General features: G+C 36.6%; 19 protein-coding genes. 8 read left to right on the forward strand and 11 right to left on the reverse strand.

Annotated elements, in window-relative coordinates; all coding sequences use genetic code 11:
- Positions 1-25: 25 nt before the first annotated feature.
- Positions 26-853, reverse strand: coding sequence for a GRP family sugar transporter (locus tag BQ3481_RS09015; protein WP_157927962.1), 828 nt, complete (start codon positions 851-853; stop codon positions 26-28).
- A 91-nt stretch (positions 854-944) separates the two neighbouring features.
- On the opposite strand from BQ3481_RS09015, the gene BQ3481_RS09020 reads away from it, so the two are divergent.
- A complete protein-coding gene (locus BQ3481_RS09020) occupies positions 945-1,697 on the forward strand; it encodes an enoyl-CoA hydratase/isomerase family protein (protein WP_157927963.1) in 753 nt (250 codons plus the stop codon).
- Here BQ3481_RS09020 and BQ3481_RS09025 read toward each other — a convergent pair whose 3' ends face one another.
- Positions 1,698-2,612, reverse strand: a complete 915-nt coding sequence (locus BQ3481_RS09025) for a homoserine kinase (RefSeq protein WP_157927964.1) — start codon at positions 2,610-2,612, stop codon at positions 1,698-1,700.
- Positions 2,612-3,370, reverse strand: coding sequence for an ATP/GTP-binding protein (locus tag BQ3481_RS09030; protein ID WP_157927965.1), 759 nt, complete (start codon positions 3,368-3,370; stop codon positions 2,612-2,614). Before BQ3481_RS09030 ends, BQ3481_RS09025 begins: the two co-directional genes overlap by 1 nt.
- A 58-nt stretch (positions 3,371-3,428) precedes the next feature.
- On the opposite strand from BQ3481_RS09030, the gene BQ3481_RS09035 reads away from it, so the two are divergent.
- The gene (locus BQ3481_RS09035; protein ID WP_157927966.1) at positions 3,429-4,445 is read left to right on the forward strand and encodes a lysylphosphatidylglycerol synthase transmembrane domain-containing protein; all 1,017 of its coding nucleotides are present in this window, start codon (positions 3,429-3,431) and stop codon (positions 4,443-4,445) included.
- A gap of 36 nt (positions 4,446-4,481) precedes the next feature.
- Positions 4,482-5,279 (forward strand): SDR family NAD(P)-dependent oxidoreductase, encoded by a 798-nt coding sequence (locus tag BQ3481_RS09040; RefSeq protein ID WP_157927967.1) that lies wholly within the window; start codon positions 4,482-4,484, stop codon positions 5,277-5,279.
- 10 nt (positions 5,280-5,289) lie between these two features.
- Here the strand turns inward: BQ3481_RS09040 and BQ3481_RS09045 are convergent, their stop codons facing one another.
- The 4 genes from BQ3481_RS09045 to BQ3481_RS09060 all read right to left on the reverse strand — a co-directional run bounded on the left by BQ3481_RS09045 (position 5,290) and on the right by BQ3481_RS09060 (position 8,463).
- The gene (locus tag BQ3481_RS09045; RefSeq protein ID WP_231911780.1) at positions 5,290-5,691 is read right to left on the reverse strand and encodes a hypothetical protein; all 402 of its coding nucleotides are present in this window, start codon (positions 5,689-5,691) and stop codon (positions 5,290-5,292) included.
- Positions 5,692-5,705: 14 nt separating this feature from the next.
- A complete protein-coding gene (locus BQ3481_RS09050) occupies positions 5,706-5,927 on the reverse strand; it encodes a hypothetical protein (RefSeq protein ID WP_157927969.1) in 222 nt (73 codons plus the stop codon).
- Between the two features lie 147 nt (positions 5,928-6,074).
- Entirely contained in the window at positions 6,075-7,307 is a 1,233-nt protein-coding gene (locus BQ3481_RS09055) for a glycosyltransferase (RefSeq protein ID WP_157927970.1), read from the reverse strand.
- A gap of 31 nt (positions 7,308-7,338) precedes the next feature.
- Entirely contained in the window at positions 7,339-8,463 is a 1,125-nt protein-coding gene (locus BQ3481_RS09060; RefSeq protein ID WP_157927971.1) for a thiamine biosynthesis protein, read from the reverse strand.
- A 240-nt stretch (positions 8,464-8,703) separates the two neighbouring features.
- Between BQ3481_RS09060 and BQ3481_RS09065 the strand changes: the two genes are divergently transcribed.
- The 3 genes from BQ3481_RS09065 to BQ3481_RS09075 are packed head-to-tail and all read left to right on the forward strand — an operon-like array spanning position 8,704 to position 11,308.
- A complete protein-coding gene (locus BQ3481_RS09065) occupies positions 8,704-9,423 on the forward strand; it encodes a phosphoadenylyl-sulfate reductase (RefSeq protein WP_157927972.1) in 720 nt (239 codons plus the stop codon).
- Positions 9,424-9,428: 5 nt separating this feature from the next.
- Positions 9,429-10,568 carry a sulfate adenylyltransferase gene (gene sat, locus BQ3481_RS09070; RefSeq protein WP_157927973.1) on the forward strand — a complete coding sequence of 380 codons (1,140 nt, stop codon included), beginning with the start codon at positions 9,429-9,431 and terminating at the stop codon, positions 10,566-10,568.
- Between the two features lie 32 nt (positions 10,569-10,600).
- Positions 10,601-11,308 carry a hypothetical protein gene (locus tag BQ3481_RS09075; protein WP_157927974.1) on the forward strand — a complete coding sequence of 236 codons (708 nt, stop codon included), beginning with the start codon at positions 10,601-10,603 and terminating at the stop codon, positions 11,306-11,308.
- On the opposite strand, the gene BQ3481_RS09080 is transcribed toward BQ3481_RS09075, so the two are convergent.
- Positions 11,305-11,919, reverse strand: coding sequence for an endonuclease III domain-containing protein (locus BQ3481_RS09080; protein ID WP_157928545.1), 615 nt, complete (start codon positions 11,917-11,919; stop codon positions 11,305-11,307). The genes BQ3481_RS09075 and BQ3481_RS09080 overlap by 4 nt on opposite strands.
- A gap of 96 nt (positions 11,920-12,015) precedes the next feature.
- Between BQ3481_RS09080 and BQ3481_RS09085 the strand changes: the two genes are divergently transcribed.
- Together BQ3481_RS09085 and BQ3481_RS09090 are read left to right on the forward strand one after the other, a co-directional pair.
- Positions 12,016-13,170 carry an aconitase X gene (locus tag BQ3481_RS09085; RefSeq protein ID WP_157927975.1) on the forward strand — a complete coding sequence of 385 codons (1,155 nt, stop codon included), beginning with the start codon at positions 12,016-12,018 and terminating at the stop codon, positions 13,168-13,170.
- Positions 13,167-13,550 carry an aconitase X swivel domain-containing protein gene (locus BQ3481_RS09090; RefSeq protein ID WP_157927976.1) on the forward strand — a complete coding sequence of 128 codons (384 nt, stop codon included), beginning with the start codon at positions 13,167-13,169 and terminating at the stop codon, positions 13,548-13,550. Before BQ3481_RS09085 ends, BQ3481_RS09090 begins: the two co-directional genes overlap by 4 nt.
- Here the strand turns inward: BQ3481_RS09090 and BQ3481_RS09095 are convergent.
- The 3 genes from BQ3481_RS09095 to rqcH are packed head-to-tail and all read right to left on the reverse strand — an operon-like array spanning position 13,545 to position 16,608.
- On the reverse strand, positions 13,545-14,144 hold the full coding sequence (locus tag BQ3481_RS09095) for a TIGR00296 family protein (RefSeq protein ID WP_157927977.1): 600 nt from the start codon (positions 14,142-14,144) through the stop codon (positions 13,545-13,547). The two genes, BQ3481_RS09090 and BQ3481_RS09095, sit on opposite strands and share 6 nt — an antisense overlap.
- Positions 14,141-14,629: a Mut7-C RNAse domain-containing protein gene (locus tag BQ3481_RS09100; RefSeq protein ID WP_157927978.1), complete on the reverse strand. Its 489-nt coding sequence runs from the start codon at positions 14,627-14,629 to the stop codon at positions 14,141-14,143. The genes BQ3481_RS09095 and BQ3481_RS09100 overlap by 4 nt, the downstream gene beginning before the upstream one ends.
- Entirely contained in the window at positions 14,626-16,608 is a 1,983-nt protein-coding gene (gene rqcH / locus BQ3481_RS09105; RefSeq protein WP_320410694.1) for a ribosome rescue protein RqcH, read from the reverse strand. Before rqcH ends, BQ3481_RS09100 begins: the two co-directional genes overlap by 4 nt.
- Positions 16,609-16,629 lie beyond the last annotated feature (21 nt).

Genomic DNA, 16,629 nt, shown 5'->3' on the forward strand with positions numbered 1-16,629 from the left:
CTATCATACCAAATAAAATGCTTGACTAGGCAATAGAGAGCAATGCTGCCCCAGACAAAATCATGACAGATCCGGTGATGACCCTAAGCATATTGTGCTTGTCAGATATTTCCTTAAAATACAAAACTCCCCAGGACACGGCAAAAAGTGTAGCTGTCTGGGAAATGGGATATGCTACTGTAATTCCTATTGATGCTATGGCTATCAAGACAAACAAGCTACCTGCATTGAATAAACTTCCTGAAATTATTCCAGCCGTGATCTCTTTCTTGATCCAGCATCGTGATAAAAACAATAATGGGATCCCTATTGCAAAAATAGACAAGCTAGATGAAAAGAATCCAGATTGTAGCGTATGTGTTGCCTGCATTGGGATAACATAAGAACCTCCAATAATGCCTGACGCTGCAGCGATCAAGTATCCCCTCCGTTGAATAGTTGAAGTCTTTGTAGCGCTTGCAATAACTGGTAAACCAGCTAACAGTAATCCGATTGCCCCAATTGCTAATGTCATATAGCTAAACTTCTCCCCAAAGAACAAAATTCCCCACAGAAATGAAACTAGAATGCTAAAACCTGCAAGAAATGGTGAGGTTCTTGAGAGTCCAATGAGCTTGACTGAATAAAGTGCCAGAATGTTTCCCACCGTCCAAATTACTCCACTGAGAAGACCGCTAGGTAAAATTTCAAATCCCCAGAAAAAACCAATTGGTATTGCAAAAAGGAGAACTCCTATTCCTGTAGATCCTTGGAGTTGCCAAATGTTTGCAACGTGAACCTTTTTGATTGGAACAAAAAAAGTACCCCAACAAACAGCTGAGCCAATAGATGACACCAATCCAAATGGATTCAAAGACGGTTTCATTGTGAGAGCGGTATTATAACTCGGTTTCTATCTAAAACATGTCTCTAAAGTTTAATTTCTGCTAAAATATTTTTCATATATGACGTATCTAAAAGTTGAACGAGAAGAAGAAATTGTTCAAATTACAATCAATAGGCAAGACAAACTAAATGCAATGAATCTGGATGTCATGAATGAATTTATCTCTCTTCTTGATGACTTGGAAAAAGACTCTTCCAAAGTCATTATTATTACTGGTGACGGTCCAAAAGCTTTCTCAGCCGGTGCAGATATTGAATATATGAGTAGCATTGGCCCAGCCGAGGCAGAAAAATATGCACTTTGTGGACACGAAGTTTTGAACAGGATTGAAAAATTAGAAAAACCTGTCATTGCAGCAGTAAATGGGTATGCTTTGGGAGGAGGATGTGAACTTGCACTCTCATGTGATATCAGATTTGCATCACCGAACGCACAACTTGGCCAGCCAGAGGTTACATTAGGAATTTGTCCAGGCTGGGGTGGTACACAAAGACTATTACGAATAATTGGTCCAGCCAGAGCCAAAGATCTAATATTTTCCGGTAGAAAAATTCTTGCAGAAGAAGCATTTTCAATGGGCTTGATAAATAAAATATTTCCATCTGAGAGTCTACTTGCTGAAACTAGAGCATATGCAAAAGCAATATCTAAAAACAGTAGTTTTGCAATAGGAATCTCTAAGATGCTTGTAAACAGAGGAACTGATACAAATCTTGATACCGGATTGAAACTTGAAATCTATTCATGGGCTGTATGTTTTTCAACCAAGGATAGAGAAGAAAGAATGCGTAAATTCATTGCAAAGAAATAACTAAAGCACAAAAGCGCCTTTGCTTGGCCTACAAATTACAGTAGTACATTTTGTATCTGCTGATGCAAATCCTTTTTCCATTGCTTTACAGATCTTCTTATGATCAGCAGATTTTGATGTGAATGAAATTACTGATGGACCTGCACCGCTTATTGTTACACCTAGCGCACCAGCTTTTAGTGCATTTGTCTTGACCATGTCAAAGCCTGGAATCAAATGTTTTCTAGCAGGCTCTACAATTATGTCCTTTATTGAATGACCTATCAATTCTACATCTTTATTGATGAATCCTGTAGTTATTGCAGATGCATTAGCAAGATTTTTCACATAATCTGATAATTTTACTTGTTGAGGAAGAACTCCCCTAGATACTTGTGTCTTTTTTTTTGGAACATTGATTTTTGGTATTGCTACACATAAAACCAAATCCTTTGGAGGGTCAATTTTTATCACGTCAAGCGGATCTGTTCTTACTATCACAAATCCGCCTAGAACTGATGCACTAACATTATCATAGTGAATAGATCCGGCACTTGCTTTTTCTCCAATTCCTGCAAATTTTACAAGGCTATTTGGGTCAAGGCCAAGGTCAAATAATGCATTAAATGCAATTGCCGCAGCTGCAGCAGATGCTGCACTACTACCCATTCCAAACCCCGCTGGAACTCCTTTCTTGATTTTAATTAAAAGCCCGTCTTTTATCTTGAATTTTTTTGCCATTTCCCTGACTACTAGTCCTGCTGAATTTTTTTCTGGCTCCAAAGGAACAGAATCTGAACTCTCAATAGTTATTCCCCTTCCTTGCTTTGTTATCTGTACTTCATCATAATATGCGTCAAGAGCTAATCCAAACACATCAAAACCAGGACCCAGATTAGCTGTAGAGCTTGGAGCTCTAGCACTTACATTCTTCATTAATCCTCTACCTCTTCGCCTAAATTGAGTACACGGCTTAGCGCAGCTTGAAGGTTTGCCATTCCTTCCCCAGTAGCATTAGAAATGGGAATTGTCCCCTGTGCAAATCCTCCCAAATTCAGGCCTCTAAGAATATTTATCGCAAGAGTATAATTTTCACCATCAGAATTTTTTGCAAGTGCATCTTCTAGACTTGTCATGTTTGTTGACCATTTTAATATCTCTTTAATCTTATCTTCAATAAGATCTGTTTTTGTTAGGACATTTATTTGTGATAAACCAAGTCGTAATTTTACTGAAGTAGCAAGTAATGCAATTGAAATAAAATTGCTAGGAGATGTCATAAGCGATCCATCGTGAAGAAATATAGACGCCTTTTCTTCTGCATTCAAGTTTTGTATAAGAAATGGTCCACTGGCTCTATAAGCAAACAGCTCAATTTGGCCAGGTGTATCTATTATGAGATAATCTGGATTTACATTATCTATTTCATTTTGCAGATCATCTATTTTTGACGCAATAAGATCATTTGCCATGATCATAGCTCCATTTGGGCCAAGATCATATTGTTTCATGATCTGCATGATGTCTATGTAATCCCTAACATCTATGTCACATGTATAGGGGAGATTCTCAACACCTGGATCTAGATTTAACATTCCAACGAAAGCGCCATTTCTAGAATAATAATCCAGAATTTTAGAAGCTAGCAAAGATTTTCCCGCTCCTGCAGTTCCTACTATGAAAATCGCCTTCATTTTTCTGATAATTTATTTTATGTTGAGCTTATATTTCCATCTCTAAGTAAGGCAGGCAATGAATTGGAAGATTCTTGCCATTCCTGTTAGTGTAATACCGTTTCTTATCATTGCAGCCACATTTAATGTGAATCTTGAAAATCTTCTTGCAATAGGCTTCCTACCTTTCTTGGGAGCCTCAATTGCCATGGCTGGTAAATTATTCACTCAAGGACTAAAATTTAATTATCTTGTAAAGAAATTCTTGGGTCCCGTGGATGTAAACTGGAGAACAATTTCTGTAAGGATAGGCAGCGAATTTGTAACGTCTACTACTCCATCTTTTGTAGGTGGTGAATTGGTTAGAATAATGTGGTTAGGAAAAAAAGGCGTTCCTATTGGAAAAGCATCCTGGGTAACAATAATAGAAATTGTAACTGAAGTACTGGTCTCAGGGGCATTTGCAATTGTTGCTGCAGCAATTTCATTTGTATATGGCGCTTATGCTATGGGAATAACAATACTTGCAATTAGTATTCCTATAACTGGACTTTGGGCTACTCTATTCTTTTTGTCATCAAAAAGAACCTTTCAGATACCTGGCTGGGCTTCTAGAATTGCTACAAAAATAGGAAAAGAGCGCTCATTGAAATATGTTGATAAAACCAATCTGTGGATGAAAGAAATTTGCGACATGAGTAGACAGACCCTTCATACCAAAGAGATCAAAAAAGCATTTACAGTTTCAATAATAATTTCTGTATTTACGTGGTCACTTTATGGTTTATCCTTTATGATAATTGCAAATGGTGCAGGATATGTGATAGACTTTTTCCATTCTCTAATGGCTACAATGGCATCCATCGCAGTAGGCAATCTACCAATTACCATTGGGGGTTCTGGTCTTACTGAATTTTCAATCTGGGCATATTTGGGACACTTGAATAGTTTGACATTTGAGGCTGCCAAGAATAGTCTCCAATGGAATATTGTGATTGCGTGGAGAATAGCTACCTATCACGTTGGCCTTGTAATAAGCTGGCTCTTCCTTATGAAAGTGGTTTATCCAAGCATAAAGAAAGCAAAAACCGTATAGAAAGCACTTTATTTTCAGTCTTTCAATTTTTAATTATTGGATTATTCTGGTAAAGTAGTTGTTATTACAGGCGCATCAAGTGGAATCGGCGAACAGTCAGCTGAAAAATTTGCAAAACTACATGCCAATGTTGTACTTGTATCCAGAAATGAGAAGCGATTGCAGGAAATAGCTACAAAATTATCAAAGTATAACATTGAGGCTTTTGCTTACGCATGTGACATTTCTAACAAAGATCAGGTGGATAAAATGGGAAAAATTATAATTGAAAAATTTGGTAAAATCGATGTACTTGTAAATAATGCTGGTTTTGGGATATACAATACGGTAGAAAAAACAAAAATCAATGAAATGGAGTCACAAATATCCACAAATTTTCTTGGAATGATGTATTGCACGAAGACATTTCTACAAAAAATGCTAGAACAAAGATCCGGACATATTGTTAATGTGGCATCTGTAGCGGGAAGTATTGGAATTCCAGGAATGGCATCTTACTGTGCATCAAAATTTGCCATGCTGGGATTTTCTGAATCATTATTTCACGAACTAAAGGGGACTGGAGTAGGAATAACTGTTGTAAGTCCAATAATGGTGAGAACTAATTTCTTTAATCACGAGTCTTTTGGCAAGATGCCGCGATATTCAGCCACATCACTTGATTCAAAGACAGTGGCAAATGCTGTGGTCAGAGCCGCATCATCACCTAGAATCGAGATTGTTGTTCCACAAATAGTAAGATTCGTAATATGGCTAAAGCAGACTTTTCCATATTTGATAAATCCTATAGTAGGCGAAATTTTCCGAAAATCAGTAAAATCCAAACTGGATTGAAAAGAATGATCTATTCTTCTTCCGACTCTTCTTCTCCTGAAGAATCCGAGTCTACATCCATTAGTTCAAGTTTTGCAAGTTCAAACTGATAAATTGCATCCATATCAATTTCCATTTCCTTTTTAAGAAATTCGATAACTTTTTTGCTTAACGGGGCCTTTGATGAGTTTATTGTAAATTCATAAACAACTCCCTTCATGAGGTCTGCGGGCTTTGTCTTCTTTGGCAGATTCATTCCTTCTATTATCTTTCTTCCATCTTCGATGGCCTCATAAAGTTGAGAATCAATCTTCATATCTTTTTCATAAATCTCAAGTATGTAACCAGTTCTTGTAAAAGATTCTGGCTTGCCAAATTTGGCATCCCTTATCTCATCTTGTACCCACTTTGGAATTTCTTTTTCTTTTCCCATCATACTCACTATAATTAGCCCTGTTTTTCTTTCTTACTTGTTGTCCACCAATCACGATATTCATCATGTTTGTCTTCACGTGTTTTCTCTCGCTTGTTCAATCTGTATCTGATATCACTTACTTGTTCCCTTGTAGCAAACAAACCGCATTTTTTACAAATGAAGTGTTTAGTATTGGCATCAAATTTCATTTCTACCACTACTTCTTTGGCTGCACATTCGGGACATTCAGTCAACGACGGCGATCATCAAAGTTATCCATAAAAGCTTTTGGTCAGTTTCTGGTACGCGGTCTATGTCTTCATCCCTAAAAGGTCAGTTCGCCCATCTAAAATGCCGCGTACCAGAACTATGTACTAGGATTAAAAAAATTATAATTCTTTCTACTTTTCTAACATATCGGAGATTATTTTGACTGTATTCTTTGTACCGCCGGTACTGTAGTTTCTTGAAAATTCCAAAAGATTTTCTTGGTACTTGTTGTAATCATTGTGTATCAAAGAAACTGCTTTGATAGTGTGTTTAACGGTTGTAGACAAGATCCCCAGATTCCTATCTTGTGCCCATTTTATCTGATTGGTGTGTTCGTCATAGACTGGTATTCCTATGATTGGTTTTGCTTTTCCTCCCAATATTTCTCCCATAGCTGTATGTGATCCATTTATCACTGCATATTTACATAAGCTAAGAACCGTATCTTTTTCCTGCTCTGACAAAAACCCAACATCTATCTGAATCCAGTCTATCTTCTTTTCCAATGCTTCAGAAATGGAATATGTTTTTCCATCATTTCCTAAAACTTTGTCCAGAGATGGATCAGCACTTGCATGTGAAATTATTCTTCTCTCACCTCTCATCTCGGAACTGTAAAAAGCCCTTTTGTAATTTTCCAGAGTTATTTTTTTTGTAGATTTGTTTCCTGTTATCATCCAATATCCAAAACTATCCACATTTTCAATTAGCTTTTCTATATCGGATTTTGGCGTAGAATGTGTTACTACACCATTTGAAAAATGACCCACATACGCTACCTTATCCTTTAATCTTTCAGGAAAGTTGAGATTATACTCACATATGGTATAAGGCGGAGGGGAATCTGCAACTATTATCTTCGTTGCTTTTTCAATATTTTTTGATACGTATAATACTCCTGGATAAAGATAAAATCTAGAGGCCCAGAGCCTTGGCCTAAACTGGTTTGTGATGAAAACGCACTTTATGTTTCTTCTTAATGCAATTGCATTTGATCCCACGTCACCGTCATTTATGACGAGGTCGAATTTCTGACTATTGTAAAGTCTTGCTTCCTTTTTCAAGTAGTTAGTTACAACTGAAAGTAGAGGAGGCCTTCCAGATATTGGTAAGAGGAAATTAAGTGAAGACAAGGCAACGCTGGGACCTTTTTTACCATCTATTGGTGTTGGCATCTCGATGTTGTGGATTGTATCTTTTCTTTGGGAAAATTTCTGTATTAGCTTTTGATAAATTTCACCGCTACTTGTGTAATGCATTTCAACATTATCTTTCATCATATCTTGAATTGTATTGTCAAGATTCATCATTCTTGTAAAATGGCCATTTCCCCAAGGATAGATGAATCCGCCTATTTTTTTCATAACAGCAAGTAAATTTGACCCGTTTAAATTCTCAATGATTTGATTTTAATGAGTCAATTATATCGTGTATGTTTTTTGGACCTGTAGTAACTTGGATGCTCTTGATTGTCTTTAGTACACTCTTTGCATGTTTTGATATCTGGGACATGGGGATTTTCTTATAGTTGGAATGTTTCTTACAAAGATCTTCCAAGTTTGCAATATATTTCTCCAATCCTATTTCTTTTGCATTTTCCAAAATTCCAGAGTCTATGCCAGAAAGAGAAAACCATGGAATAATCTTGTTCTGAAATGCCAAGTTTGCGTTGTATTCACAAAATGATGCTGGGAAGATCATGGGAGATATTCCCAAAGATATTCTTCCAATCTTTTCCCTTGATGCTATTGATATCATAACTTGAGTTATTACGGTGATTGTGGTTGGTATTCCTGGGGATCTATCCATCTTGCATATGTGAAGGACTGTGTTTTTTTCTATGATTCTTGGTAGCATTTTGTTTACAATTTTAGCTAATTTGAGCAAATCTGATTCATTATGATAACAAATCAATATCTTCACCTCAAAACCCATTTTTATGGTTTGGAGACACGCTATGGCAGAAAGCTCATCGTAAATACAGCATAGAATTTTTTCTCTTTGTGAATTGTATGGGATGCCACTCAATCCACTGTCCACAAAAATACATACATAGGCATATGCATCTGTGAGATAAGCGTATACGAGTCTATCGTGGTCTGATTCTGAGCCAGGCTTTGCTTCCAGATGCATACTTTTCTCCACCAACATTGCAGTTGATGCAACTTCCAAATCTTTTGCTAGGAATTTTTCTGTTTTTCCTTCAACTTTTACATAAAATTTTTCTCCTTTTAAGAGCAAGCTCAGAGCAGTGTTTGTAATGGCCGACAAAACAGAATCAAAATTATTATCTACTTCTTTTGCAATCGCAATCTTGTCTATTCCGAATAAAAGGTTTACCGCAGATGAGGCTAGAACTGGATCAACTGCTTCTACAATAATGAGTGACTCGTTTTTTCTTATGCCACTATGATGTTGATTTTTTATCTTGAGAATTTTTGAGATATTTGCTGCGAGATTGTTTATTTTGTTCAAGGAATAAATAGATGGAAAAATGACAAGCACGGTTTTTTCTAACATTATGTTTTCATGGTTTATCTTATTTATAACTCTAGAATGAAGTCTTCATCATGGATACAATTCTTCTGATGGTTTCAATGATTGTTTGATGGATTTATGATATATATCATTACTAAATGAGAGATTATTTACAAGAAAAAGGCATGTCATACTGTTGTTATCTTTAGTAATCAAGAAAATTAAGATCAGTCAAAGTTTACAGTACGAATAATTATATGACGAATAATAATAAATTTTATCATGCCCAAGTTTACTGTTTCACAAATCCAGCAGTTAAATGAAAGTCTGAAAACTCCTCAGGAAGTTCTTAAATGGTCATTAGATAATCTTCACCCTAGAATAGCCATGGCATCAAGCTTTGGTGCAGAGGATGTAGTTGTAATTGATATGATGATGAAAATAAACCCAAAATCAAGAATTTTTACTCTTGACACTGGAAGGCTTAATCAGGAAACATATGATATAATGGATGAAATACGCAAGAAATACAACATGAACATAGAAGTAATGTTTCCAGATCAGAACGAAGTGGAACAAATGGTTCGTGTAAATGGATTGAATCTATTCTATGATAACATAGGCAACAGAAAACTTTGCTGTGGAATAAGAAAGGTCCATCCACTAAATAGAATTCTTTCAACATTAGATGGATGGATTACGGGATTAAGAGCAGATCAAACTGAGGTGAGATCAAATGCAAACAAGCTTGAACTAGATGAACAACATAACTCTATCATCAAGATAAATCCTATAATAGAATGGACCTGGGAGCAAACTTGGGATTATATCAGGAAAAATGATGTTCCATATAACAAATTACATGACAAAGGATTTCCCAGTATTGGATGTGAACCATGTACGCGTGCAATAAAATCTGGAGAACCGCTACGAGCTGGACGCTGGTGGTGGGAATCTGATTCCCAGAAAGAATGTGGATTACACGCAGAACACAACAAGTGATATAGATGACAAATATTGGTGTAGCAAAACCACATGGTGGTAAACTAGTAAACAGGATTTCAAAAGAAGATCCAAACCAGTTGTTTTCAATCAGTGTTAATGTTGATCTTGCAAATGATATAGAAAATATTACTGATGGAATTTTTAGTCCACTTGAAGGATTTTTAATGCAAGAAGATTTTGAGAAAGTGGTTTCTGAAGGTAGGCTTGGAAACGGTTTGCCGTGGACAATTCCCATCGTACTTGATGTAGACAAGGATACTGCTACAAAGATGAAAGATGCAGGAGATGTTGCCCTGAATGTGGAAGGCAAAAATTTTGCTATCTTGCATGTTGAGGATGTTTATAATTTTGATAAGGATTTAGTCTCAAACAAAGTCTATGGTACATCTGATCTAAAGCATCCGGGTGTGGCAAAAACTATGAATATGAAAGAATTTCTTATTGGTGGAAAAATTGATTATGTGAAAAGATCAGACGAAACTCAAATCCGGAGATACAGAAAGACCCCTATTGAAACAAGAGATTTTTTCCAAAAGGCGGGGTGGAAAACAATTGTGGCATTTCAAACAAGAAATGTTCCACACGTGGCGCATGAAATGCTTCAAAAAGCGTCTCTTAATACTCACGATGGATTATTTGTGAATCCTCTAGTAGGTAAGAAAAAATCTGGAGACTATAAAGACGAAGCAATCGTTACTGCTTATGAGACTCTTATATCATACTACTATCCTCTAAACAGGTGTTATCTTGGTACATTGCATACAGAAATGAGGTATGCAGGACCAAAAGAAGCAATACACCATGCTATAATGCGAAAAAACTTTGGCTGCACTAATATCATAATAGGTCGAGATCATGCAGGTGTAGGTACCTATTATGATCCATTTGCCTCGCAAAAAATATTTGATTCGTATCCTGACATTGGCATAGAACCAATCTTCTTTCCAGCATTTTTCTATTGCAGAAAATGTTTGTCATTTGCAAGTGAGCGAAATTGTCCACATGGTACAGAATACCAAGAAAGTCTGAGCGGGACTAAACTTAGGGCGATGATTCTTGACAAACAGAGTCCATCTGAGTATATGATGAGGCCAGAGGTATTCAAGGTACTAACGAAATTAGATAATCCTTTTGTGGATTAGATTTTTATTGAAATGATATATTACTGAAAGCTATGCGTGTCTTGCTAGTTGTACTCTTATTGGCAGGCACCATTTTGCCTGCATATGCTCAGGAATCAACCATGAACAAGTCTGAGCGTTATGATTCAGTTCTAGTACCATATAGTGCATTTAATGTATATGCCAAAAATGCCACGCTTTTCAAACTTGATCACGAGCATGTAACCAATTGGGATATTGAAATGCAAAATAAGCTCCACTATACAAATCAGGACGGCAATACGGTAGTGAGATTGTATGAGGATGTTAATGCACCCAAGTTTATAGAAATTGGGATGGGAGGTCCACCAGACTACAGATTCTGGGTTGCAGTAAATACCCCGGAAGATGGATACTTTATAATTCATGATGAAAAACATCTAGGCTGGACTCCTGACAAACTTATCACTGCAACCCACTCAAGTAGTGGCGGTCTTACTGTTAGTGTTGGTGAAAAGGAGGCAGTTTCCAACTTGGATATCGCCGGTTTTACAATGAGAGAATTTACCGTTTCTGGAATGAATTCTGCTTCTGATCCTCCTCCAGTAGATTCGGGAGCATTTACCTTTAGTATTATTTCTGGAGATCCCTCTCAAAATATAATATTTTACATGCCATTTATGGTACTTGCAGTAACATTGGCATTGATTTTTGTATTATTAAAAACTAAGAATAGAAATTCAGAAGAGGCAAAAAAAATCCCCGAGACTAAACCGTCCTAGTCTTTGGTCTTGTAATAATTACAGTCTTTTTTTATCTTACAGACAGAACACATTGGTGAAATTGGCTTGCAAATATTTTGGCCATACATGACAAAAGTGTCATTTATCCTAATCCATTGCTCCCGTGGAATTTTTTTCATCAACTCAACTTCTGTTTCTTCTGGAATTTTTGTTTGTACCAGTCCAAGTCTATTGGAAATTCTATGTACATGTGTATCAACAGGTATCGCCGGTTCATCAAAGGCATAGACTAGAACACAATTGGCAGTCTTTCTTCCCACCCCTGGCAGACTCAGCAAGTTTTCCATAGTTTTAGGGACCTTGCCTGAATACTTTGAGTCTATGATTGATGCAACCTCGATTATTCTTTTAGCCTTGACATGATAGAAACCAGTTCGCTTGATTATCTTTTCAACATCTGCTAACTTTGCACTTGCAAGTGCACGGGCAGTCTTGTATCTTGAAAATAATGTCTTTACCACAGCTGCGGTGCTTTCATCTCTAGTTCTGGCAGAAAGTATTGTTCCTATCAAGATACTAAGAGGACTTCCATTTTCCGCCTCACGTAGCTCTCTGAGTGCTGTCATACGAGGCGGCTTGACAGAATTCATTGTTGAAATCATACCATCTAAAATTCTTACAATCTTTTCCAACTGATCTTGTATTGATCATACAAGTATTATATCTGTTATAACAAAGTAATGTAATTGGAATTAACAAAAGAAGAAGAGGCGGCACTTGATGGAAAACAAGGAGAGACTCTTGCACTTGCGTATAGGACTCTTGTAGCAATTGGGGAGGCATCAAATGCTGATAGGCTAATTCCAATAGAATGGGCACATTTGTCTGGGGTCAATTACAATACCATAGGCGATGCAGGAAAAGAATTTCTTTCACATCTAAGTAAGGATGCCAGATTCAAAGTAAAAACAACAGTAAACCCAATGGGATTTGATTTTGATTCAGTTTCACAATACAAACTAGATGACAAATTTATTGAAAATCAACGCAGCATTAAAAACTCATATGAAAAAATGGGGGTAATTCCATCTTATTCTTGTATTCCATATGAAATTTTTGATGTTCCAAAACAAGGAACCCATGTTTCTTTTGCAGAGAGCAATGCTGCAATTTATGCAAACTCATTTTCTGGGCTCAAGACAAACAAAGAGGGCGCATTCAGTGCTCTTGCAAGCGCACTTACAGGCAAAAGTCCGTGCTCTGATCTAAGAGATGATGATGTCAGAAAGCCAAACCTGACAATTCGTATGAAGGTAGAACCGCGTGATGAATTGACTTATGGAATGCTTGGATATTTTGCAGGCAAAGTTGCAGGTAGTTCCGTTGCTCTGTCTGGCGTAAACAATCTTGACAGACGCAGCTGCAAGTCTTTGTGTGCAGGCATGGGCACATCTGGAGCATGTGGTATGTTCACATTTGGAGAAGAAGAAGGCGAGAAAATTGATTTTGACAAAAATGAAATGCAAAAAATTCATGATGAACTCAATACTTCTGAGAAGGGAGATTTGATCACACTTGGCAGTCCTCAACTTGGCATTGAAGAAATTGCCGACTTGGCTTTAATGCTCAAAGGAAGATCATTTCAAAAACGTTGCATGATCTTTTGTCCACGGGCAATTAAAGGACAAATAACAGACTTGGGTTATGCAAATGAAATAAAGCGAGCCGGAGGAGAACTCTTGTACGACTGCTGTACTTGTTTGTCTCCATTAGTTGATAACAAAGAGGTAGATTCTGTTGTCACAAATAGCGTAAAAGGCGCATATTATTTGAGAACATCTAACAATGTTGATGTCAACCTAAAGAGCCTCAAAAGAATCGTAGAAGAGGAAACAAAATGAATGTCAAAATAATCGTGCGAGGAAAAGCACAAGGTTCATTACTTGTAGCTAAAAACCCAATAAACTTTCTTGGAGGAATTGATAAAAAATCAGGTCTAGTACATGATAAAAAACATGATCTTTTTGGAAAATCAATTGGCAATAAAGTTCTTGCATTTCCTTTTGGCGTGGGAAGTAGTGTTGGTGCATATACAATATACTCTCTAAAATATAACAACTGTGCACCACTTGCCATGATTTGTCTAAAGGCTGATTTGACAACAGCATCTGGATGTGCTATATCAAATATCCCACTGGTTGTTGTAGACAAAAATGATTATGATTTACTCCAAGAAAATGATCAAGTCACACTTGATGCAATTGCAGGTAAAATTCTATAGCTCTAGTCTTTTGACTTGCCCGTTTGGCTTGGTTTCTTTGAAGACAATTCCCTCAAATTTCAAAATCCTTGCACTTTTTTGTTTCCAATAGTTGAAAGGAGCCCCAGCCTTTTCACAGGTATGATTTAGAAACTCTTCTGCGTTCCATCCATATTCAACAGAAACCTGAGGTAAAAGCAGACCTGACCCAAATTCCCATCTCATAATCAGACCATCTCTTCCTACCTTGATCATTTTAGGATATTCAGACGTATCCTTAACCTTGATCTCAATAGGTGGAGTAAGCACAGTTACTTCAAATATAATTTCATTTAGCTCCTCAAATACTACAGGTGGAAAACGAGGATCCTCTGTGGATGATGCAATGGCTGCATCTAAAAGAGATTGGTGCAATATTCTATCAGGCATTGGAAATCCTATACATCCTCTCAGTTTTTCTTTTTTATTTAGTGTGACAAATACTCCTGATTTGTACGCAAATTTGGATTTAATCTCTTTTGATAATTCTATTTTTTTTCCTTCTTTGAGATATTCTGTAACAACTAGGCGTGCAGTTTTTACTAATCTCTGACCATCTTCATCTGATATACTCAATTCATTCTATCATTTAGTTTCATTATAAATTCTTGAAGTTTTTTAAAGTGAGTTCCTTCCCAGTAAATCTTTTTACAAGAATCACACATCCAAAACTTTTTTTCTCGTTCTAGTACACCTTCTGGAATTTTTCCTATAATACGATATTTTTCAACTGATTGCAGGTTCCCATTGCATAAAATACATCTAGAATTGTTTGTATCTGCCACAAATATACCAAAATTAACTTTTGCATCTATCTGCATAATTTGTTCTGATTCATCGTTTCCTCTGATGAGAATAAACTCAATCTCCTGCTTTTCAGCCTTTTTGGTAAGCTGTTCATCTTTTGTCAAGATTATGCGCTTTTCATTTTTTGCTATCAAAATCAATTTGTCATCCTCAATTGAGGAGAAATACTTTGAATCATACCCGAGAATTCTCAATTTTTTTGCCAAATTGCCCAACATTGAATCTACAACAAAATTTGGTTTGTATGTGCTCAATAGTATGCCTCTCCATGACCAGCTTCTACTATGTGGCTCTCTCCTGTAGGAAGTACTCTAGTAAAGTCATCAATTGAAATTGCTCTTACTATTTCTTCCCTCTCTTTGAATTTCATGAATTCTAGTTTCACTTTCTTTGCAAACTCTGCCATGTCCATCCCAGATGGTTCTATTGTAATATAATAGATACAATTTTTCTTGATTGCTTGAGGTGTTCCGCACATCAAAAGATGATTTTCATCTTTTTCGTACAAGCCGATTGCTAGCTGTAATGTGGTTACCTGTACAAAATTTCTAGATCCTTCGATTACAAATGATCCTTTTGCAATGAACTGTCCGCTTGGTGCTGCAGTCTTGATTTGATCTGGTTTAACCCAATACGCATTTAATCCATATATGCCTGCTTTCCACGCTCTACTGAAACATACGGTAGCTTGTGAAACTTCTTTTACGCTGGCAAGATCATGCTCAGTACTTTCTCTTAAAAGAAAAAATGGTGATCCTACAATCTCTGCATGGAATACCATGTCATTCTTGTTAAGATGTTTCCTGATCACTGCAGAATTTGAGGAGGAATCGCGTCCCCCTATTGCCAAGCGACCGTCTGAAGTAATAAACCACCTGTATCTTTCAAACCATTCTTTCTTTTTTTGAACTGCAAATACGATAGAATTCTGTGCAATGCTTGCTTGTTTTTTGACAAGCTCCAAACTTTTCTCAGTTTTTTTCTTTTCTACATTGATTGTATCAGTTGCCCTCATCTGTTTCTTTGACTCGTTAAACAATGTTGAAGCAATTGCCTGAATTGATGACTGTGGATCGATTTTTATTTTTTCTCCAATGATATTTATCAAAAAAATACCGTTCTCTCTTGTTGTGTGCGAGTTGTATTTCTCCAATAATGGACGGATTGATGGATCTTCAATAGATGTTATACCAGTGTATGATATCTCAAGGAGGGCCTTTGCTACGCTAGAGATTGAGCTTGATCTCTCTTTTACTAGTAAAATTGCTTTATTTTGCTCTTCAAGTTTATGCTCAAGCTCGGTGATTTTCTGGTTTGCGGTAGTAGATTGCGATGATTTGCCATGCTCAAGAAGGTTTTCTGAAAAAAGTGAATCTAGTCCCTCCATGAAACTAGATACTTTTACTGCATTACTCCTCTGACTCATGTCACCAAGGGGTATGGGAATTACATCTGAATTTTTTACATCGCGTATTATGTATGCATCATGATTTCCTGTTGTTACTTTGTCAATCAAACCTTTTGTTGCTTGGAAAATATCTTTAATTTCTTTGTCTGATAATGTATTTCCTAACTTGTCTGGATCTAGATTACCTGTCCGAATTATCTCTTCTGCATATTTTCCTGGCAGTCCTAATGTTCTTCCTACCCATCTTACAATTGGTGTGGAACTTGTTTTGATCTCTTCAATATTTTTCTCTGTGACCTCTAAAATATTTAATCCAGAAGATGGAGGCGGTACATAAGTCAATCCTACTGCAAGCTTTCTATGTCTGACATCAATTGAATGCAATAAGGATAGAATCTTCATTTCTTTATTGCATAGTATGATGTTGCCGTCACCGAAGAATTCCCCAACTAGGGTAAATTCTTGGTCAAATCCTGAAAATGTTACATAAACAATTCGTTCACTGCCAAGCTGTTTTATTTCTGTTATTTTGCTGCGCAAAAGATCATTTCTTAATCGTTTTACCAGTCGATTCTCTTCCATTTGATTTATCTTTATTCCAGTTATCCACAAACCAAAGGTAGAGAACATGACAAGCAAATCTGGTTTTTCCGCGTGATGTAATTTGAAAAGAAGACTGCTACGGCTTATGCCATAAATATTGCTTACATAATAGTCCTTTACTTGTCTGTTCATCTCCGTAATTATATAACGTAACTCTATACCTGCAAGTGTCATGATACCTAACTCTTCTGGCCATTGATTTACCTTTACTATTGTAACCAAACATTTTAAACGGGATTAAAC

The sequence above is a fragment of the Candidatus Nitrosotalea okcheonensis genome, from assembly GCF_900177045.1.
Lineage (GTDB): Archaea > Thermoproteota > Nitrososphaeria > Nitrososphaerales > Nitrosopumilaceae > Nitrosotalea > Nitrosotalea okcheonensis.